This is a genomic window from Streptomyces sp. NBC_01716, assembly GCF_036248275.1.
Lineage (GTDB): Bacteria > Actinomycetota > Actinomycetes > Streptomycetales > Streptomycetaceae > Streptomyces.
In genome coordinates this window covers 6,513,162-6,532,461 of sequence record NZ_CP109181.1, presented here as the reverse complement: position 1 = coordinate 6,532,461, position 19,300 = coordinate 6,513,162, and the positions used below count along the sequence as shown (strand labels likewise).

Sequence of the window (19,300 nt, the reverse complement as noted above, 5' to 3'; positions counted from 1 at the left end):
CCCGCTCAGCCGAACGCCGCGATCCGGTCACGGTAGTTGCGTACCGCGGCCGCTTCCCGGTACGGCTCCAGCCGCCGTTCGAAGTCCCGTACGTAGTCCACCGCACGCGCCGACCGGATCTCCGTCGCCTGCTGCGCCGCCTCCGCTCCCAGCGCGCACGCCTGGTCCAGCTCACCGAGCCCCAGGCGGGCGCAGGCCAGCACCACCCGGCAGAAGAGCCGGCTGCGTGCGAAGGCGGGAGACCGTAACTGAAGCGCGCGCTCCGCGTGCTGGACGGCCGCGCGGTACTGCTGGAGATCGCGGTAGCAGTGCGCGAACTCGTCCGCGAGCTGCCCTTCGTCGAAGGTGCGCGCCCAGTGCGGCACCTCGTCGCCGGGCCGCGCCGACTCCAGGGCGCGCTCGGCCCGCGCGAGCGAGGTGGTGCAGGCCCGCGCCTCGCCGAGCACGGCGTGCGCGCGCGCCTCGACGGAGTGCAGCAGCGCCTGCACCACGGGCGGCGCGGACGAGCCGACGCCCTGCTGGGCGACGCGGGCGAGCTGGACCGCCTCCCTGCCGTGCCCGAGATAGACGGCCTGGCGGCTCATGGTGATCAGCACGAACGAGCCGTACGCCCGGTCGCCCGCCGCCTGGGACAGCCGCAGCGCCTGTACGAAGTAGCGCTGGGCGAGTCCGTGCGCGGCGATGTCGTACGAGGTCCAGCCGGCCAGCCTGGTCAGGTCGGCCGCGGCGGCGAACAGCCGTCGCCCGGTGGCCTCGCCGTACACGCCGCGCAGCATCGGCTCGCACTCGTGCTCCAGGTACCTGACGAGCGCCTGGCGGGCATGGCCGCCGCCGTACGCCTGGTCCAGGGTGCGGAACAGGTCGCTGACGGACCGGAGGGCGGCGACGTCGCCGCCGCCCACCCGCTGCCCGGCGACGCGGTCCGTCTGCCGGGCCGACATCCCGGCGGGGACGGCCTGACGCGGCACGGTGGCACGGCCCTGGAGAGGCACCCGGGCGCTCGCGGTGCCGTCCCCCGCGCGGCCGGGCCCCGAGCCTCCGCCTCCGTAGGAGGACGACGCCCCGTACGACGCGCCCCCGCCCCCGGCCGTCGCCAGCCGGTGGCCCGTGGGCTGGCCCGGCACATGAGCCGGGGCGGCGGTCCCCTGCGCGGCGGACGCCTCGTGCCCGACCCGCTCGTCCGCGCGGCCGATCAGCCAGTCGCGGCTCGGCACGACGAGGCCCGCCGGGGTGAACGCGATCTTCCGGAGCTCCGCGTGGCTCCCCGAGTCTTTGCGCCAGAGCCCGCCGACGATGTCGACGGCCTCCTCAGGGGTCGCCGCGAACTCCAGCCCCGCGTACACGGGCGCGCAGGCGTCCAGACCCAGGTCCTGCGCGGAGAGCCGCCGGCCGAGGCGTCGTGTGAAGACCTCGGCGATCAGTGCGGGCGTGGTGCCGCGTGGCTGCTGACCGCGCAGCCACCGCGTGACGGATGTCTTGTCGTATCGCAGATCGAGGCCGTGTTCCAGCCCGAGCTGGTCCACCCTGCGGGCGAGGCCCGCGTTGGAGAAACCGGCTTCTGCGATGAGCGCGGCGAGCTGGCGGTTGGGGATGCGCTGCGGAGGTCGTTCCGACATCAGCTGTACGGTCTCCTGCCTTCCGGGCCCCGAGAGCAGCCCTCATGGAACGGCGCGAATTTAGCGGTCCGAGCTGCCCGCACCGTCACCTTCGCCCCACATTCATCCGATCGTGTGAGGATTGTGGGCTTTGCTGACGTACCGCACCCACCGGTCCTGTATAGCCCTCCCGGCCCCCGCGGGCCTGCCGGACCACTCCGCGGAACGCGGTCGTACAGTGGCTGAGGCGCGATATGTGCACGCGCCCGGTTGTCGCGGGGACACCCAGGATCACACCCGCCGGACACCGGGCGCAGACGAAGGAGGCAATGCCGTGAGTGAGCTGCGGTTCGTCCGTCTGGGCTTCGGCGACGACGCCGTCGAGTACCTGGAGGCGTGGGAGAAGCAGCGCGAGGTCCACGCGGCCCGCTACGCGGACGAGATCCCCGACACCTGCCTGCTGCTCGAACATCCGCCCGTCTATACGGCGGGGCGGCGTACTGAGGACAGTGAGCGCCCGCTGGACGGCACTCCCGTCGTGGACGTCGACCGAGGCGGCAAGATCACCTGGCACGGTCCCGGCCAGCTCGTCGGCTATCCGATCCTGAAGCTGCCGCGCCCCGTGGACGTGGTGGCGCACGTGCGCCGTCTCGAAGAGGCGCTGATCCGTACGGCGGCCGACTTCGGCGTGGCGACGACCCGGGTCGAGGGCCGCAGCGGCGTGTGGGTGCTCGGCGATCCGGTGGAGGAGCGCCCGGCCCTGGGCGGTCTGTCGCTGGACTTCGATCCCCGGCTGACGGACGGGGAGTTCGACCCCCGGCTGAACGGGCCGGAGTACGCCCCCTCCAACGCGGGACAGCGCCGCGAGGACCGCAAGCTCGCCCAGATCGGCATCCGTGTCGCGAAGGGCGTCACGATGCACGGCTTCTCGATGAACGTGAACCCGGACAACACCTGGTTCGACAAGATCGTGCCGTGCGGGATCCGGGACGCGGGCGTGACCTCGCTCTCGTACGAACTGGGCCACGACCTCACCGTCGCCGAGGTGCTCCCCGTGGTGGAGCACCATCTGCGGAACGTCCTGGAGCAGGCGGAGCCGAAACCTCGCGACATCGAGGCGGAGGCGGCGATCAGGGCGGCGGCCGATGCGAAGTCCGCGGCCGGGGTCAAGTCCGAGGCCGTAGCCGAGTTCACGGCTATGGCCAAGTCCGATGCCGTGGCCAAGTCCGATGCGGGCGCCGACGCCGTCGGGCAACCGGCGCGCGCCTGACCCGCCGGCGCCGGGCCACCGGCCACGCAATACCAAGCAATCAACGGGCGTACTCTGGTGTTCACCGAAGATTCGAATGCCGCGCCAGCAGAGAGAGGTGCCGGACGTGTCCGCTGTCGCACCCGACGGACGCAAGATGCTGCGCCTGGAGGTCCGGAACAGCCAGACCCCCATCGAGCGCAAGCCCGAGTGGATCAAGACCCGGGCGAAGATGGGGCCCGAGTACACCAAGATGCAGCAACTCGTGAAGGGCGAGGGCCTGCACACCGTGTGCCAGGAGGCCGGTTGTCCCAACATCTACGAGTGCTGGGAGGACCGCGAGGCGACCTTCCTCATCGGCGGCGACCAGTGCACACGGCGCTGTGACTTCTGCCAGATCGACACCGGCAAGCCCCAGGCGCTGGACCGCGACGAGCCGCGCCGGGTCGGCGAGTCCGTCGTCACGATGGACCTGAACTACGCCACGATCACCGGCGTCGCACGCGACGACCTGGCGGACGGCGGCGCGTGGCTGTACGCGGAGACCGTCCGCCAGATCCACGCGCAGACCGCCGATCGCCCGGCCGGCCGTACGAAGGTCGAACTCCTCATCCCCGACTTCAATGCCGAGCCCGAGCAGCTGGCCGAGGTCTTCTCCTCGCGCCCCGAGGTGCTCGCGCACAACGTCGAGACGGTGCCGCGGATCTTCAAGCGGATCCGCCCCGGCTTCCGCTACGAGCGCTCCCTCGATGTCATCACGCGGGCCCGTGAGGCCGGCCTGATCACGAAGTCCAATCTGATCCTCGGTATGGGCGAGACCCGTGAAGAGGTCAGCGAGGCGCTGCGCGACCTGCACGACGCGGGCTGTGAGCTGATCACGATCACGCAGTATCTGCGGCCCTCCCCGCGCCACCACCCCGTCGAACGCTGGGTGAAGCCGCACGAGTTCGTGGAGCTGAAGGACGAGGCCGACGCGATCGGCTACTCCGGTGTGATGTCGGGGCCGCTGGTCCGGTCCTCGTACCGCGCGGGGCGCCTGTTCCAGCAGGCGACGGAGCGCCGGGGCGCGGACACCGTCCGCCAGGCGGTGTGAATCCGAGCACAAGTGGCTACTCGACAGTAACGGCCGCATTGCCGCGGCCCGTACTCTCCCCGCAGGTAAGGGGCCGAGTACGGGCCGCGGCGGCGTTCCGAGGTACGGCTTCGGGCATTCACGGCCGTTTGACCGCTTGGTCACGCACTGGTAACACCGAGGAGTAACCCTCGTTGTCAAGCACACCTCACCCCGCACTCGCACTCGTTCCCAGGAGGAACAGCCACCATGCAGGCCGCGCCGGTACGACCCGTCACCGAGGTGATGGCGGCAGCCAGCCGCCCCAACGCCCTGCCCTCCGTCGCCACCGCCCTGCGCGCCATGGAGTCGCTTCTCATGAGCGGCGGCCAGCGCACAGCCCGCAGGAACGCCTGGACCGCCGTCCTTGAGGACCGCCGCAGGGCCAAGGACCGGGACGAGACGCAGCACGTACTGGAGGCCGTGTCGGGCCGTCCTTCCTGAGCCACGTAAACTTCGGTTATGGCGAGGAAGGAAAACGCAGACACTGCGGCGGAAACTGGGCGACTGAAGCAGATCGCCCTCACCTACAAGATGACCCGACGGGTCGACAAGAAGGTCGGTCTCGTCCTCGCGGGCGTGGGCATCGTGACCTTCGGCGTCCTCCTCGCGATCGGCTTTCTGGTCGGTCACCCCATTTATCTCGGCATTCTGGGCTTCATTCTGGCCTTCCTCGCGATGGCGATCGTCTTCGGACGCCGCGCCGAGCGTGCTGCCTTCGGGCAGATGGAGGGCCAGCCGGGAGCGGCGGCGGCCGTGCTGGAGAACGTGGGTCGTGGCTGGTCCACCACCCCCGCGGTCGCGATGAACCGCAGCCAGGACGTGATCCACCGCGCGGTCGGCAAGGCCGGCATCGTCCTGGTGGCCGAGGGCAACCCGAACCGGCTGAAGAGCCTGCTGGCGGCCGAGAAGAAGAAGATGGCGCGCATCGTCGTCGATGTGCCGGTGCACGACATCATCGTGGGTGACGGCGAGGGCCAGGTACCGCTCAAGAAGGTCCGTACGACGATGCTCAAGCTGCCCCGGGTGCTCTCCGGCCCCCAGGTGACGGCGGCCAACGACCGGCTGCGGGCGATGGGTGACCTGATGAGCAACATGCCGCTGCCTAAGGGCCCGATGCCGAAGGGCATGCGGATGCCGCGCGGCGGAAAGATGCGCTGAACGAACGTATGGAGGGCGGCGGCGGAACGCGAGTTCCGTCGCCGCCCTCTCCTATGTCCTGGTGTCCTGGGGACTTCTCTGTAACTAAATGTACTAGATCCTGACCTGGACGGCGCGCCCGAGCCGGTCGTGCAGCCCGCGCCCGTCGCGGTCCCAGATGAGGGCGGGCAGGGCGAGGCAGAGCAGCGCGCTGCGGACCACGGCCCACCCGAAGCCGAGCCGCTCGCGGTTCTCGGAGATGACCCGCAGCCCGAAGAGGCGCTTGCCGGGGGTGCAGCCGACGGTGCCGACGGTGAGGATGTTCAGTACGAGGAGAACGCCGAGGGCGTAGTTGGAGGCGGACTGGGCGTTCTGGGCGAAGAGCCCGTACGCGATCAGCATGCACAGCGCCCAGTCGAGGAAGAGCGCGCCGAAACGCCGCCCGGCGGGGGCGGCGGAACCGGGGCCTTCCTTCGGCAGTCCGAGGCGCTCGCCCCGGTACCCGAAGTCCGTGCCCATCTCCTCGGCCGTCGCGCGGGGTCCGGAGAGCCACGATCCGATTGCTTGCCTGTTGTCCACCCGACCACGGTACTGCGCGGGGGTACGTGGACCAGGTCCCGGGGTACAAGAGAGACAAGAGGTGCGGGCGTGGACGGCCCGCCGTGCTCTGCCGACGGCAGGGCTGTTTCAGGCCGCCGTGGCCGGTCTGTGGAACGCGGCACACCCGGGCCGGTTAACTTCGGCGAAACAAATGGGTCATGCTTGAGAAATCCCGCATACCTATGGTCGGGTCCTGCGTGTGCCACCGCACTGGCCGCACGACCAGTAGCGATAGACCCCCGCCCCTCCCCGGGGACGGGAGGAGGAGGAGCTGGATGTTCCAGAACGCCGACGACGCCAGGAAGTTCATCGCTGACGAGGACGTGAAGTTCGTAGACGTCCGGTTCTGCGACCTGCCTGGCGTGATGCAGCACTTCACGATCCCGGCGAAGGCGTTCGACCCGGATGACGAGCTTGCTTTCGACGGTTCGTCGATCCGCGGTTTCCAGGCGATCCACGAGTCGGACATGGCGCTTCGCGCGGACCTGTCGACCGCTCGGGTGGACCCCTTCCGTCGCGACAAGACGGTGAACATCAACTTCTTCATCCACGACCCGATCACGGGTGAGCAGTACAGCCGCGACCCGCGCAACATCGCCAAGAAGGCGGAGACGTACCTCGCCTCCACCGGCATCGCGGACACCGCGTACTTCGGCCCGGAGGCCGAGTTCTACGTCTTCGACAACGTGCGCTTCAACACGACGTCGAACGAGAGCTTTTACCACATCGACTCCGAGGCCGGCGCCTGGAACACCGGCTCGACCGAGGACAACCGCGGCTACAAGGTCCGTTACAAGGGCGGCTACTTCCCGACCCCGCCGGTCGACCACTTCGCCGACCTGCGCGCGGAGATCTCCCTGGAGCTGGACGGCGTCGGCATCGACGTCGAGCGCCAGCACCACGAGGTCGGCACCGCCGGCCAGGCCGAGATCAACTACAAGTTCAACACGCTGCTCGCCGCGGCCGACGACCTGATGCTCTTCAAGTACATCGTGAAGAACGTCGCCTGGCGCAACAACAAGACCGCGACCTTCATGCCCAAGCCGATCTTCGGCGACAACGGCTCCGGCATGCACGTCCACCAGTCCCTGTGGGCCGGCGGCGACCCGCTGTTCTACGACGAGCAGGGCTACGCGGGCCTGTCGGACACCGCCCGCTACTACATCGGCGGCATCCTCAGGCACGCGCCGTCGCTGCTGGCGTTCACGAACCCGACGGTGAACTCGTACCACCGCCTGGTCCCCGGCTTCGAGGCCCCGGTCAACCTGGTCTACTCGCAGCGCAACCGCTCGGCGGCGATGCGTATCCCGATCACGGGCTCCAACCCGAAGGCCAAGCGCGTCGAATTCCGCGCCCCGGACCCGTCGTCCAACCCGTACCTGGCCTTCTCGGCCCTGCTCCTCGCGGGCCTGGACGGCATCAAGAACAAGATCGAGCCGGCGGAGCCGATCGACAAGGACCTCTACGAACTGGCCCCGGAAGAACACGCGGACGTGGCCCAGGTCCCCACCTCCCTCCCGGCGGTCCTCGACGCCCTGGAGGCGGACAACGAGTACCTCCAGGCGGGCGGCGTGTTCACGTCGGACCTGATCGAGACGTGGATCGACTACAAGCGCACCAGCGAAATCGCCCCGATCCAACTCCGCCCGCACCCGCACGAGTTCGAGCTGTACTTCGACATCTAGACTGCGGAGTCCGGCCACTTGGGCGGAAGGCTCACAACCAGCGCTGACCTGCGAGAACGCTTCTCACCAGTTCTCACGGTAGCTGCTAGCTTTCCACCCCCTTGTGCACCGAGTGTGCACCGCCGGACCGATTCCCTGACGCGACGTCATAACCACTGCGAGGGCCGCTACCCCGTTGCCGGGGTAGCGGCCCTCGTTGGTTTGTTCGGTCGCTGTGTGCGGCGGCACTATCCAGAGGCCACTGACTGCGGATTGTCCCCTCGGAGTGTCAGTGGTGCCCGGTAGGTTCTGCTGGGGCACGTCATCACGGATGGGGAGATATCGATCATGTACGACGCCGAATTAATGGCTGTGGCCACTGGTGCAGCTGGCACGCTGGTCGCAGCCATAGCCACATCGGGCTCCGAGAAGATGCGCTTGAGAGTTGCGCGTTTCTTCCGCCGGGCGGCCCCGGATCAACAGCGCGCCGCTGCCCAGGCAGTGGATGACACCGCAGCGCAGCTCACCTCGCTCTCTCCAGAAGCTCAGGCGCTCGCAGCGACTGCCTGGGTACAGCTCATCGCTCACTATCTCGACGAGCACCGCGACGCCATGAGCGAGGTGGACGAACTCGCAGTGCCTGACCCGCCGGTCTCGAATGTCTGGAACCAACACAACACTGGCACTGGCACGTTCATCGGTGGTGACGTGCACGGTGGCGTGACATTCAACTACGACGGGGCGTCAGATGGCGGACGCTGAGCACCGGGAACAGCACAACCACGGCTCCGGCACGTTTGTGGGCGGCGACGTCCACGGTGGCTTTTGGCAGATCATTCTTCCGCCCTCAGGAAAAAAGACGTCCGGCGAACCTGCGTCGACTAAACAACAGCCCAAGCAGGATGACAAGGAAGAGGAGGATGACTACGAGGGCCGCCTGGAGTATCTGCTCGGGTCTGCATGGATAGCCGCTTCGGCCGGTCTGGCCGTCGTCTATTCCGTCATGGGTTGGCCTTGGAGCGACGAAGGACCGCCTCCTGGTATCGCTGCGCGCATCGGCGGAGGGCTCACTAGCTTCTATATTTGCTTGGCTGCGGCGGCAGCCTGCTTCGCCCGTCTCGCTCAGGTTCTTGAGCTCTGGTCGGAGCAATGCGCCATCGCGGCTGCAAGAAGCCGAGGCCGATGGGTTGCTAGGCCCCCCGCGTCCATGTGCGGGGTGATGGCAGCGCTGACAACAGCAGCGGCTGTTGCAGCCGAACTGCTCGCTTCTCTCTTCGGATGGTCCTCTTTCGGGGGCGAAGTCTCGCAACGCGCGCAGGTAGCCCGTCTCAACGCAACTTCCAACGCGAAGTCGGCTCGGGCCGCGACGGAGAAGTACGAGACATAGGTCACGGGCCCTAAGTCTCTGCCGGCTTGCCGACGCGTCCCTCTTTCCAGCTTTGGTTCCTGAACTGAGGCCGAGGTGGTCATGGTGATACTGCCTGCCGGATGATGCTTATGGCGTGGCCTGGTTGAGGCAGAGTTGGAGTGCCAGTTCGATGGCGTGTGCCTGGCTGTTGGGGTCGCTGGTGATGCGCTGGTGCGGGATCTTGTCTTCGGCGAGGAGCGTGTGCGTGTGGTGGTCGACCAGCGCGCGGTAGTGGGCGTCGTAGTCGTGCTTGTTCTCGACCGGTTGTGCCGGGTCGAGGACTGTGGCAAGGAGCAGGTGGTATTTCGGGGTCTGGGTGGAGGCGAGGAGGCGTAGTCGTTCTTGCTCCAGGGGGTCGGGGGTTTCGTGTCGCCATTGCTGGGCGGCGTGGAAGTAGGCGAGGGCGTCGAAGGGTGCGCGGTCGGCGAGGAGGACTTGGATTGGTTCGGGGGCGGGGTGGGCGGTTGCGGCGATTTCGTCGGCGATGCCTTGGGTGATGATCCATTCGGTGGAGGTGGCGGTGTGGTGCTGCATCTTCGGGAGGCCGGCGAGTGCGGCTCGTTTTCCGAGCCGGCCGGTGCGGGCAACGGGGATTCCATGGGCGCGTAGTTCCATCTCGATGCGCTTGAGGAGTGTGGTCTTGCCGGTGGAGTGGGTGCCCATGACGCCGATGCGGATGGGCTGAGGGTTGGTCACCACAGGGTGGGGTCCTTGTCTGGTTCGGGGGCTCCGGGCAGGCCGGGCGGCACGGCCGCGGCGACGAGCTGGTCCCAGGTGTCGTACCGGTCGGCCATGAGGATCAGGAGCTGGGCGGTGGCGTAGGCGTCGTAGGTGGCGCGGTGGCGATGTGCGGGGGCTGCGGTCAGGTCCGGCCGGAGGTCTTCGATCAGGGCATCGAGCGAGTACTTGGGCAGGCCGGGGTAGGTGGCCTTGGCCAGGCGGAGGGTGTCGAGGACTCCGGCCGGCCGCCATGCCGGGAGGTGTGCGGAGAGCACCCGGTGGTCGACGTGCGCGTTGTGGGCGCAGATCCACGAGGTGCCCAGCAGCGTGCCGACCTGGTCGGCGATCTCCTCCCAGACCGGCTCGGTATCCAGGCGCTCGTTGCTCAGGCCGTGGACGCGTGTGGCGAACGGGGTCACGGGGTGCCGGGGTTTGGTCAGCCACGCCCCGGCCGTGCTGGTGTCCGGGCTGCCTTGGCGTACGGGGAGTGCGGCGACTTCGACGAGGTCGGGCAGGTTGGCGCCGTTGCCTTCGACGTCGACCACGAGGAGCGGGGGCCAGGAGGAGAAGTTCATGCGGGGGTGGGTCCGTTCTCCGCCGTCCAGCCGATGGGGGCCCGGCCGTGCCGGCGGTGGTGATGGGGTTTGGTGCGGTCGTGGCACTGGTAGCCGAAGCCGTGCTGGAGGTAGTAGCGCGGCGGCTCGTCCAGTCCCTCCACGACGATGGCACGGTCGTTGACCTCCACCGCGCCCGTCGCGCCTAGTGCTTGGGCTTCGGCCGTGACGGTGGCCGGATCCGGCTTGACCCAGGCCGCCTGGCACCGCGCGATCTGGGTCTCGGGGCAGATGTCGCACAGTTCCCGGATGCCGAAGTGGCCGTTGTAGTCGGCCTCTCCGTGGACGTACGCCACCCCGCAGCTCGTCTTGCGGAACAACGCCCCCCACGTGCCGTCCTGTTGGAAGGCGTCGAGGATCCGCTGCTCGGAGACTTCGGGCATGATCTTCCGCCGGGCTGTCTCGTCGTAGGGGATCGGCAGGCCGTGTGCCTGGTAGTAGGAGGCGATCTGATCGCGGAAGAACAGGCCGGTGAAGACGGTCGCGTGCGCGTGCCGGGACAGTTCCCGTGCCCGTTCGATGTCGGCGGCGGAATTGTTGAGGCCGGGCACGATCGGACGCCAGTACAGGACGGTGCGGTAGCGCTCGGCGTGCTCGTACAAGGTGCGCAGGCTGCGTGCGGCGATGGTCGAGTCAACGGGCTCGATCGCCGGGTCGGCGATGTTGGAGTGCGTGACGAGCACGGTCAGGCGCGGGTGGGTGAAGCTGTTGAGGACGGCGCAGTCCTCGGGCGTCACCCGCCATCGCGTGATGATCAGTACGTGGTTGGTCAGGCCCCGCTCATCCAGGGCCCGCAGCACGTTGAACACGTGCGGTTTGACGATGGGGAGCATGGGGTCCGTAGCCCGGTTCAGGAGCTGGACGGGCGTCTTGTGCGCCCGGAAGTACGGGTGCCCGACGAGGCGGGTGACGGCCTCCTCGTCGCTCATGAGGCGGCGGGGGGCCTTCATCTCGAAGTTGTCGAAAAGATGCCGGACGCAGTATCCGCACTCCAGCGAGCAGCCGACGATCCAGTTCAGCGACAGCCCCGACTTGCGGTACTCGATCACGTCGGCGAGTTCCGGCTTGAGCCCGCCGATCTGGTCCGAGAACAGGATGGGCAGGGCACGGCGTAACGGGGCGACGGGTGTGTTCATGCGGATCTCCAGTCGGGGGTGTGCCGGAGCGGGTGCTCGGCTGCCGCACGTTGGTGCGGTGGGTGTTGCGGGGGTGGGGTGAGCAGCCTGCGGCGGCGGGCGCCGTACCAGGTGCCGAAGTCCCGGCGCGCGGCGTCGGGGTCGTCCGAGGTGTGCACGAGGTTGTTCACCAGCCGGCCGCCGACGAGCGCCTCTTCCAGGCTGTCGCGGCCGAGGTCCCCGCGGATGGTGCCCTTGGCGGCCTGCGTGGGGTCGAAGTGACCGAGCAGGTCCCGCACTCTGCCGTGGATACCGGCATCACCGTGGGCGAGGGCGACGGTCACCGGCTTGTCGGCGTACAGGGCATCGAGCGCGGTGGGAATGTCCCGGTCGGTGAACCAGTCGGCGTCCACCAGCAGGTCCCAGTAGTGCACGTGGGCCTGCCACGCCCTCGCCGTAAGGTCGAGCCGGCCGAGGACGGCGACACCGCAGGCGGCGATCCGCTCAAGGACCCGGTCGGTGAGGCCGGTCTCGGCGCAGTCCGGCTTGCAGAGGATCACCGTCCACCGGTCCCAGTCGACGCCGTCGACCACACCGCCGCTCCAGGACGGCTTACCGGGCATCGTCACGATCGCGCTCCCATATCGGGCATGCTCTTGGGCCAGCGATGGGCCACCAGCCAGCGAAGTCCCGGATCGAGGGCGCCCAGCACGCTCTCCTCGACCGGGTCCGCCGGGCAGCGGCGGATCTGCCGGTGCACCTCGAAGAGCAGCAGCACCTGCTGCCAGTACGGGTCGAAGCCGAGCGCCGCGATCTTCTCCGGCTGCAGGCGGCCCCGGCCGTTGCGCAGTCTCTCCTCGTGTACGAGCAGGTCGGAGATGGTTGAGAAGGACGTGCCGGCAGGCATCCTCGGGAACGGGAACCGCGCCTGTGGCGCGTGGAGTTCGGCCTCGGCAAGGACACGCCCGATGCGCGGGACATCACGCTCGCCGACGTGCGCCGAGCCGATGTGATGGGTGTAGGTGCCCAGTTCGAGCCCGAGCTGTGCGGCGGCGAACTCCTGGATCATCGTGAAGGAGAACGTGTCGGACAGCAGCCCGCGGTCGCAGTCGTTGGCCCGCATGTAGCAGACCATGTGGAGTCGGCCCTCCCGGACCAGGAGGTGCAGGGCGACCACGCAGGACATGTCGGGGTTGTCGGCCACGGCCAGCTCGTCTGCGGTGAAAATCGGCAGCAGGCCCCGCTTGCTGTCCTGCTCCGTACGCAGCAGCTCCAGGACCCGGTCGAACGGTGATGTGCCGTCGTCCGTGGGCGGGTTGAACATGCGCGAGCCGTACGCGGAGCCGCCCATCGTCCGACCGTCACGCGAGAACTGCCGCACATGCGGCGCGTAGTACGCGAGCATCTCCAGATCGTTGCGACCGGCGAGGTACCAGAGCGCCTCGGCGAAGTGCCAGACAGGATTGACCTTCCGCTCGGCCAGATACGGATGACGCGCACGCGGATCGGCGATCTGGAAACTGAGACCGACGCGCTCACGCGCGGCGTTCCCACGCGGTGCGTTCCGGTACTCGAACCGATCCACCAGATGACCGAGCACATCCAGATACGCGCGCTCAAAGTCCGGATAGACAGGTGGAGTTAACACGGGTTCCTCCTTCAGGTACACAGCCTGGAGCCGGGCTGGTGGTCCGCTGGAAAAAGCCGCGGATCGGCTCGGCACACCGGCTGCCGGGATGGTGGGCTCATGGTCACGCCGCTCGCGGTCGGAGAGCGACCAGGAGACGTTGCGCGGCCTGCGCGTTGATGCGGCTGAGTGCCAGGGCGGCGTCGCGGTCGCAGCGGACACAGTCGTGGTGGAAGTACAGATCGAGAAAGCCGCCGCCAGTCGCTGCTGTGAAGGCCGCACCGAGTCTGCGCATGACCTGCCGAACCTCGGGCCATTCCTCCAGGTTCCGCTCGACCCTCTGCACCGGTGCACCCAGGAGACAGGCGAGCCGGTCTGCGGTGGCGACAGTGACCTCGCCAAGCTCCACCGTGCCCCCGACTGCAGACAGACCGGGAACGGCAAGGCCGTGCTGACGGAATGCGGCGCGGAGAGCGTCGGTGGTCTCCTGGACCAGAGTCGCGGTGTCTGCGTCAGCGATCGTGGTGCGCATGGTGGAGTCTCCGGGAAGTACGTGAGCGGGCTTCGAATGCGCCTGGTCGGCGTTTCGGGCCAACAGGCTCAGAAGGAAATGCGAGTTGCGGTGCTGTCCAGGCCGTGGCGACACCCGGTGGCGCCCGCCGTATCCCGGTCGGTCCTCGGTCTTGGCTGTCCTGTAGGAAGCTCTTCCCTTCGCGTGGCTACCGTTGGAGTCGGGACGCGGCCTTTGGGGGGCTTTGGGTGTTGGGTGGGTCGGCGCGCGGCCCAGGGACCAGCGGTGGTGGCCGTCATGCGACTTCCTTCATCGAGGAGGGCCTCGAAGCGCAGCGCGGCGCGCGCTGAAGGAGACGGCACACCTGTGCGTCCCCGCCCCCAGCGGCCTTGGCGATAGCCACGAGTCGCAGGAGATCGCCGCGCAAGCGCTCGGCGCTCTCTTCGAACTCGCTCTCGCAGGGATCTTGGTCACCCAGAACGTCACCAACGTCGTCCACGATCGCCTCCAACGACTTCACCTGACGAAGCAGGCTGGCGACGCGGGCGAGACCCTCGGAATCGAGGGGTGGAAACCACCGCTCAACCGGGGGTTCTGTGCGCCCACCGGTCGCGGCAAGGACCATCGAGGAGGAGTGCATCAGCCGCTCCCGGCGGTGAACGTGCACCAGGTGCATGTGCCTTTGCGGCCCCAGTCACGGGCGAAGAAAGAGACGAGCTGCATGCCGCGTCCACCTTCGTCGTCCGGATCCGCCTTCCGTACTTCCGGAGCACCGGCCGAGTGGTCGTCCGCCTCGATCAATACCTCACCAGTGGGGTCACAAGTGATGTGGAAAGAGACCGAGTTGGCTTGGCCGTGGACGATTGCGTTGGTGACGATCTCGCTGACCAGCAGCTGCACCGTCCCTACCACTTCACGGTCCCTGACGCCAGCCCTCCCCAGCACAGCCGCCGTCACCCGACGCGCAGCCTCCACTCGCCTCGGATCGGCATCGAACGACATCGCAGCGTGCGCACTTCTCATCGGCCCTCTCCAGGTCCCCGTCTCGCCACCCGCCGGGATCGTGCCGAGACGGGCCGGTAAACGCCGGGAGTGGAGAGCGGGAATGCGGTGTGCCAGAGGCGTCGGATGCATAGGAATTCCTCTGAGGTCGTGGAAGGCCAAGCCCTGACCGGGACATGGGACTTCGCGAGCTTCTGATGCCGCTGTCGCCTGCCGCGCGGTCGCTCAGTTCCGGTGTTGGCCGTTCGGGGCAAGGGGTTGTGCCGTTGGTCTTTGCTGGCCTCAGCCCGGCACCCTGCAGACCTCGGCGCCGATCCAGGAAGGCATGATCTTCATCCTGGTACCGCCAGGCGCTGAAAGTGGCGGCACAGCGCCGCGACGGAGCGGGCGAGGAGTGTGGCGTGCCGTACCGGGCCGAGCGAGCTGGGGTCGGCTACCAGGTGACGCTGCGCTTCACCTATCCCCGCTTCAGCGCATGCCACGTCCCGTGGCTCGGCCATGTCGCACCGCTGTTCCAACTCCGGGATGAGCAGCTTGAGGTGCCCGCGAAGTGAGTGAGCGAAGTCAGTGCTTCGCCGGCAGGAGGCCCGGCGTCATCATCGAGCAGGGCGGCTGCCGCTGCGGTCATCGTGGAGATGTCGAGCGGGAACGTACTCTGCATCGCTGGATAGGTGGTCTCGTCCATGGCGTGCTCCCCGGCTCGTCGGTGATGAGGTGTCACCAGCGTGCGGCGCGGGGAAGGGGCTAAGTGTCACTCTTCAGTGACACCCGCCGGGCGGGCGTGACACCTGTCAGAGACCGATCCACGCGGCCATACTGTCCAGCGTGTCCGGGGTTGTGCGGCGCTTGTGCACCAGACCCTTGATGGTCTCGCGCGCCCCAGGGTGATAGCGGGTCTGCTGCGGGGCCATCTTCCGCGCCGTCACCAGGTCTACCAACGCGGATTCGGTACGCCCGATCTCCATCTCCGCGCGCGCCTTGTCGACGTAGAAGTGAGCCCGGCGGGACAGGGGCCACGAATTCGGCATCGTCACCGCCGCCGCGTCGGTGACCGCTTTGCCATAGTGGCGCAGCTCTACATCCGCCGACACTTCGTGCAGTTGCACATTGGTCGGGCCAAAGCTGAGCCAGTGAACGTGACCCGCCTCGCCCGTGTGGCCGGCCAGTCGCCGCGCTTCCGCCAAGTGCGTCTTGACTGTCGTCTTGTCCTGGGCCCGTGCGGCGATCACGGTGGCTCCGAGATGAAGTTGCCCAGCGACGGCAAGAGACTCCACGGTCTCGTCGGCGTCGCCGATGAGACTCTGGCCGGCGGCAATGAGCCGGAGTCCGATGGTGTGTTCGCCCTCGCGGAAGTAGACCAAGGCCCTCATGTACTGGCGCACCGCGGCGAGGAGGGGATCGGAGGCGCGTTGCGCTGCCCAGTCCATTCGAGCGAGGGCGATGCTCGACAGGTCGAAGTAGCCGAGCTTGACCGTGATGTCGTGGGCGGTGCGGTAGGTGGACGCGAGGGAACGCCACAGTTCCGTCGTGGGGTTCCGGTGCGCGACGGTCGTGAGTTCCGCGACAACCGCAGGCAGTGCGGTGGCCGCCTTGTTGAGCTGGGTGGCGCGGACCTGGCGGCAGAGGTCGTCCGCCGCAGTGATCAACTCCGGAACGCTGCGGGGGCGGAGGTCGGGGTCGGCGCCGAGGTCGTAAAGGTCGAGCGATTCGCGGATGGGGCGGATGAGTTCCGCGAGCCGGTCCTGCTGGAGTTCCGTCACGTAAGGCTGTCCTGTCAGGGCGGTGACGTCGATACGAAGTGCCCTGGCGACGGCCGACACGAGGTCTGGGCTCGCGTTCTTGTGTCCCGCTTCGACCTGATGGAGCAGGCTGTATGAGTAGGGGATGCGCCCGGCGAGGCCGCGTTGTGTCAGCCCGGCGAGTTTCCTCTGGTCGGCGATGCGAGTGCCTGTGTGCTCGTCCTTGCGCATACGGGTCTCCGTTCCTGACTCGTCATCTGGAACGTTACTCGCGCCGGGCCTGAGCCGACCGGTTCCCGGCTTTCGTGTGTGGTCGACTGGACGGCATGACGAGGACCTTGTACCTGTTCGGCAGCGCGGCGCCCCCGGTGTTCGACATCGGACACGTGGTGGGTGAGGCGCAGGAGCGCGGTTGGGATGTGCGTCTCGGGTTGACACCGACGGCGGCCCGTTGGCTCGGTGATCAGTTGCCCACGCTGGAGGAGCGGACGGGCGGCCCGGTCCGGTCCGAGTACAAGCTGCCGGGCCAGCCGGACGTCTGGCCGAAAGCGGATGCGATCCTCGTCGCGCCGGCCACCTTCAACACGATCAACTCGTGGGCGCTGGGGATCACTTCGAGTTTCGTCGTCGGGGTGGTCGCTGAGGGTATCGGGAAGAGCATTCCGCTGGTGACGATGCCGTGCGTCAACGCGGCGTATGTGCAGCATCCGGCGTTCCACCGGTCGTTGGAGACGCTCCGCGGCGCCGGAGTACGGGTGTTGTACGGCCCCGGGGGGTTCGAGCCGAACCAGCCCGGCGAGAAGAAGCCGTATCCGTGGCCTGCGGCGCTGGACGCGGTGAAGGCAGTCGCGGGCTGACGCGTCCGTCACCGCCTGTTGGCTCCTCGGCAGCACGCGGAACGAGAGGCCGGGGAGATCCGTACGGCGCTCTCTCCGCGCGGTTCGGAGGCAGGCCGCTCCCACGCGCGCGGACCGGCTTGTCGCGGTGTAGGGACGGGACTCCTCCGTCGGGCAAGGGCGGGGGCACCGCCGACACCGTCGAGGAGGCGCGCGCGGCAGGACTGCCCGTTGATGTCGTGTGGCCGAACGGCGCGGCACGCCGGGCGTGACGAGAGAGTCCCTTGTCCCGCTCGAAGACTGGCAAAGGGCGCAATCCTGCCGTGGACGCGGTGATGCCGTGTTTGACGAAGTCGGCGCCCTGGTCGGCTACCCGGGTCCGGTGCGATGAGGCGGGAGTCGACGGCCCCGGTCAGCAATGAGGGGCTGGTGTGGCCAAGCCCGTCGGCGATGATGGCGGTTCCGGTGGTGAGGCCGCCGCCGCACGCCCTGCGACACCTCTTCGCCTCCGAGGCGATCAACGAAGGCGTGGACGTCTACACCCTGGCCGACCTCCTCGGTCACGAGGACCCTGCATTTGCTCTCCGCCGGTACGTCCACCGCGTAACGGGAGCGGTTGAGAAGGCCCGCAAGGCGATCGGCCGACGATATCGAGCCGCCGCATAGACCCTTCTGCGCCTCGTCCCGCTTCTCCGCAGAGAGGTTGAGCGAAGACATCCCCTCCGCGTCCGACCGTGCCCGACCATGGTTGAGACCACCACCGCCCAGAACGCGACAGTAGGGGGATCACATGCGCGTTGAGGTTCGTGTCGAGCCGGCGGACGACGAACTCCGTTCCCTGCTCACTTGGCTCCGCCGAGACCCCGACATCCGGCGTACTGCCAGCGTCGAGATGTGCGAGCAACCGCCGCGCGAGGGCGAGATGGGGGCAGTCTCCGACATCCTGCAGTTGGTCACGGAGAACGGATGGAGCGCCGCGAACTTTGCTCTCACGCTTGCCGCTTGGAAGCAGACACGCCCACGAGCCTCGCGCGTGACGGTCCGCCACGAGGATCTCGTTGACGCCTTGACCGACTGCAGTGACGAGGAGATCGAACGAATCACACGGCTACTCCAAGAGAGCCGGCGAAACGGCGGGGAGGGCTCGGCAGGTTGAGCGTGTTCCCAGATCCCGGCGCTTCGAGGGCGGTGCTGATCGGAACGAGCACGTACGACTTCCTCGAAGATCTACCGGCCGTCTCCAACAACCTCAACTCCATGGCGGAGGTGCTCATGGGGCCCACATCCTGGAGTCTTGGCAGAGACGACTGCATCGTGCTTTCCAACCCGCCCAGCGCGACAGCGGCCATGGACTCCCTGCGCGACGCCAGCGCCGCAGCCAGGGACACGCTGCTCGTGTACTACGCGGGGCATGGCCTGGTCACGCCAGAAGGCGAGCTCTATCTCGGGCTGCCTCAATCCAAACAGCAAAGGGTCGAAACAGGGATTCCGTACGGATGGCTCCGTGGCGCTCTGCTGGAGGGGCGAGCGGAACGAACGGTCGTCATTCTCGACTGCTGCTACGGCGGACTGGCTCTGGGAACGATGGGGCTGTCGGAGTTGGCTGCCCAAGCCGATGTCGAAGGGAGCTACTTGCTGGCCGCGGCCTCTGAGAACCGTCAGGCGCTCGCCCCACCCGGGGAACCCCACACCGCTTTCACCGGCGAGCTGCTCGCCATCCTCACCTCCGGTATCTCAGGAGGCCCCGAGCGGCTGGAGCTCGACTCTGTCTTCCGCGAGCTGCGAAGGTCACTTTCGGCAAAGGGTCGCCCCGTTCCCCAGGGACGGGAGCGCAACAGCAACGGCCGGCTCGCGCTGGGCTGGAATCCCGCCTTCAGCCGACCTCCTGTGTCCAGCAGCCCTAGTGACGTGCATGCCGGCCAACGAACGTGGCCAGACCCTGCAGCCATCCGCACCGTCGAAGGGTTCTTCCACGCACTGGGGCAGGTGCGCATCGCCAGCTCCCTCACGCATGCGGCGATCAGCCACCGCTCCGGCGGGCAGATCGCTCCCGGAACGGTCGGCAACCTCCTTAACCGCAAGGATTTGCCCAGGACATGGCGGACAACGGGCGTCTATCTAGCCGCCTGCGGAGTGCCTGACGAGCAGCTGAATGACTGGCAGTTGTGCTGGGAACGGCTTCGATCTACTCCCCCGGTTGCAAGAGGATCTGAATCCGAGGAGCCACATGGCCGGAGCCAGAACACCCGCACCACGTTCCCTTGGGGACAAGCCTTCCGAAAGCTAACGGGACGGCGATTCCGTGGCTGACTGAGCCGTGCGCTGAGGCTCCGGCGTCGTCTTGTCGCCGCCATCGCCGAAGAGAGTGT

Annotated in this window: 22 protein-coding genes; 11 read left to right on the top strand and 11 right to left on the bottom strand. The window is 67.9% G+C overall.

Translation table 11 applies throughout. The annotated features are described in order from the left end of the window. Positions 1-5: 5 nt before the first annotated feature. Positions 6-1,616, bottom strand: a complete 1,611-nt coding sequence (locus OIE74_RS28790; protein WP_329388692.1) for a regulator — start codon at positions 1,614-1,616, stop codon at positions 6-8. Between the two features lie 313 nt (positions 1,617-1,929). On the opposite strand from OIE74_RS28790, the gene lipB reads away from it, so the two are divergent. The 4 genes from lipB (at position 1,930) to OIE74_RS28770 (ending at position 5,116) form a co-directional block, all read left to right on the top strand. After that, positions 1,930-2,865, top strand: a complete 936-nt coding sequence (lipB, locus tag OIE74_RS28785) for a lipoyl(octanoyl) transferase LipB (RefSeq protein WP_329388690.1) — start codon at positions 1,930-1,932, stop codon at positions 2,863-2,865. A gap of 106 nt (positions 2,866-2,971) precedes the next feature. Continuing rightward, positions 2,972-3,937, top strand: coding sequence for a lipoyl synthase (lipA, locus tag OIE74_RS28780; protein ID WP_329388688.1), 966 nt, complete (start codon positions 2,972-2,974; stop codon positions 3,935-3,937). Between the two features lie 228 nt (positions 3,938-4,165). Next, complete coding sequence (locus OIE74_RS28775; protein WP_329388686.1) at positions 4,166-4,399, top strand: SCO2195 family GlnR-regulated protein; 234 nt, start codon at positions 4,166-4,168, stop codon at positions 4,397-4,399. An 18-nt stretch (positions 4,400-4,417) separates the two neighbouring features. Beyond that, entirely contained in the window at positions 4,418-5,116 is a 699-nt protein-coding gene (locus OIE74_RS28770) for a DUF4191 domain-containing protein (RefSeq protein ID WP_329388684.1), read from the top strand. 93 nt (positions 5,117-5,209) lie between these two features. Here the strand turns inward: OIE74_RS28770 and OIE74_RS28765 are convergent, their stop codons facing one another. After that, positions 5,210-5,674, bottom strand: coding sequence for an RDD family protein (locus OIE74_RS28765; RefSeq protein ID WP_329388682.1), 465 nt, complete (start codon positions 5,672-5,674; stop codon positions 5,210-5,212). A 296-nt stretch (positions 5,675-5,970) separates the two neighbouring features. On the opposite strand from OIE74_RS28765, the gene glnA reads away from it, so the two are divergent. From glnA to OIE74_RS28750, 3 genes are all read left to right on the top strand, one after another. After that, positions 5,971-7,380 (top strand): type I glutamate--ammonia ligase, encoded by a 1,410-nt coding sequence (gene glnA, locus OIE74_RS28760; protein WP_329388680.1) that lies wholly within the window; start codon positions 5,971-5,973, stop codon positions 7,378-7,380. Between the two features lie 327 nt (positions 7,381-7,707). Continuing rightward, positions 7,708-8,121, top strand: a complete 414-nt coding sequence (locus tag OIE74_RS28755) for a hypothetical protein (RefSeq protein WP_329388678.1) — start codon at positions 7,708-7,710, stop codon at positions 8,119-8,121. Next, entirely contained in the window at positions 8,108-8,746 is a 639-nt protein-coding gene (locus OIE74_RS28750; RefSeq protein WP_329388676.1) for a hypothetical protein, read from the top strand. The genes OIE74_RS28755 and OIE74_RS28750 overlap by 14 nt, the downstream gene beginning before the upstream one ends. A 108-nt stretch (positions 8,747-8,854) precedes the next feature. On the opposite strand, the gene OIE74_RS28745 is transcribed toward OIE74_RS28750, so the two are convergent. The 9 genes from OIE74_RS28745 to OIE74_RS28705 all read right to left on the bottom strand — a co-directional run bounded on the left by OIE74_RS28745 (position 8,855) and on the right by OIE74_RS28705 (position 16,326). Further along, complete coding sequence (locus OIE74_RS28745) at positions 8,855-9,466, bottom strand: AAA family ATPase (RefSeq protein WP_329388674.1); 612 nt, start codon at positions 9,464-9,466, stop codon at positions 8,855-8,857. After that, on the bottom strand, positions 9,460-10,062 hold the full coding sequence (locus tag OIE74_RS28740; protein WP_329388672.1) for a 3'-5' exonuclease: 603 nt from the start codon (positions 10,060-10,062) through the stop codon (positions 9,460-9,462). Before OIE74_RS28740 ends, OIE74_RS28745 begins: the two co-directional genes overlap by 7 nt. Beyond that, entirely contained in the window at positions 10,059-11,237 is a 1,179-nt protein-coding gene (locus OIE74_RS28735; protein WP_329388670.1) for a radical SAM protein, read from the bottom strand. Before OIE74_RS28735 ends, OIE74_RS28740 begins: the two co-directional genes overlap by 4 nt. Then, positions 11,234-11,839 carry a nucleoside-diphosphate kinase gene (locus OIE74_RS28730; RefSeq protein WP_329392477.1) on the bottom strand — a complete coding sequence of 202 codons (606 nt, stop codon included), beginning with the start codon at positions 11,837-11,839 and terminating at the stop codon, positions 11,234-11,236. Before OIE74_RS28730 ends, OIE74_RS28735 begins: the two co-directional genes overlap by 4 nt. 2 nt (positions 11,840-11,841) lie before the next feature. Further along, positions 11,842-12,864, bottom strand: coding sequence for a thymidylate synthase (locus OIE74_RS28725; RefSeq protein WP_329388668.1), 1,023 nt, complete (start codon positions 12,862-12,864; stop codon positions 11,842-11,844). A 103-nt stretch (positions 12,865-12,967) separates the two neighbouring features. After that, positions 12,968-13,375: a hypothetical protein gene (locus tag OIE74_RS28720; RefSeq protein ID WP_329388667.1), complete on the bottom strand. Its 408-nt coding sequence runs from the start codon at positions 13,373-13,375 to the stop codon at positions 12,968-12,970. Positions 13,376-13,993: 618 nt separating this feature from the next. Next, positions 13,994-14,356, bottom strand: a complete 363-nt coding sequence (locus OIE74_RS28715) for an ATP-binding protein (RefSeq protein ID WP_329388665.1) — start codon at positions 14,354-14,356, stop codon at positions 13,994-13,996. Positions 14,357-14,688: 332 nt separating this feature from the next. Beyond that, complete coding sequence (locus tag OIE74_RS38690) at positions 14,689-14,874, bottom strand: DUF6415 family natural product biosynthesis protein (protein WP_443076258.1); 186 nt, start codon at positions 14,872-14,874, stop codon at positions 14,689-14,691. Between the two features lie 273 nt (positions 14,875-15,147). Beyond that, positions 15,148-16,326, bottom strand: a complete 1,179-nt coding sequence (locus OIE74_RS28705) for a helix-turn-helix domain-containing protein (RefSeq protein WP_329388661.1) — start codon at positions 16,324-16,326, stop codon at positions 15,148-15,150. Positions 16,327-16,421: 95 nt separating this feature from the next. Between OIE74_RS28705 and OIE74_RS28700 the strand changes: the two genes are divergently transcribed. The 4 genes from OIE74_RS28700 (at position 16,422) to OIE74_RS28685 (ending at position 19,241) form a co-directional block, all read left to right on the top strand. Continuing rightward, entirely contained in the window at positions 16,422-16,952 is a 531-nt protein-coding gene (locus OIE74_RS28700) for a flavoprotein (protein WP_329388659.1), read from the top strand. Between the two features lie 366 nt (positions 16,953-17,318). Beyond that, positions 17,319-17,597: a tyrosine-type recombinase/integrase gene (locus tag OIE74_RS28695; RefSeq protein WP_329388657.1), complete on the top strand. Its 279-nt coding sequence runs from the start codon at positions 17,319-17,321 to the stop codon at positions 17,595-17,597. Positions 17,598-17,721: 124 nt separating this feature from the next. Continuing rightward, positions 17,722-18,087 carry an effector-associated constant component EACC1 gene (locus OIE74_RS28690; RefSeq protein WP_329388656.1) on the top strand — a complete coding sequence of 122 codons (366 nt, stop codon included), beginning with the start codon at positions 17,722-17,724 and terminating at the stop codon, positions 18,085-18,087. A 2-nt stretch (positions 18,088-18,089) separates the two neighbouring features. Then, positions 18,090-19,241, top strand: coding sequence for a caspase family protein (locus OIE74_RS28685; RefSeq protein WP_329392476.1), 1,152 nt, complete (start codon positions 18,090-18,092; stop codon positions 19,239-19,241). Positions 19,242-19,300 lie beyond the last annotated feature (59 nt).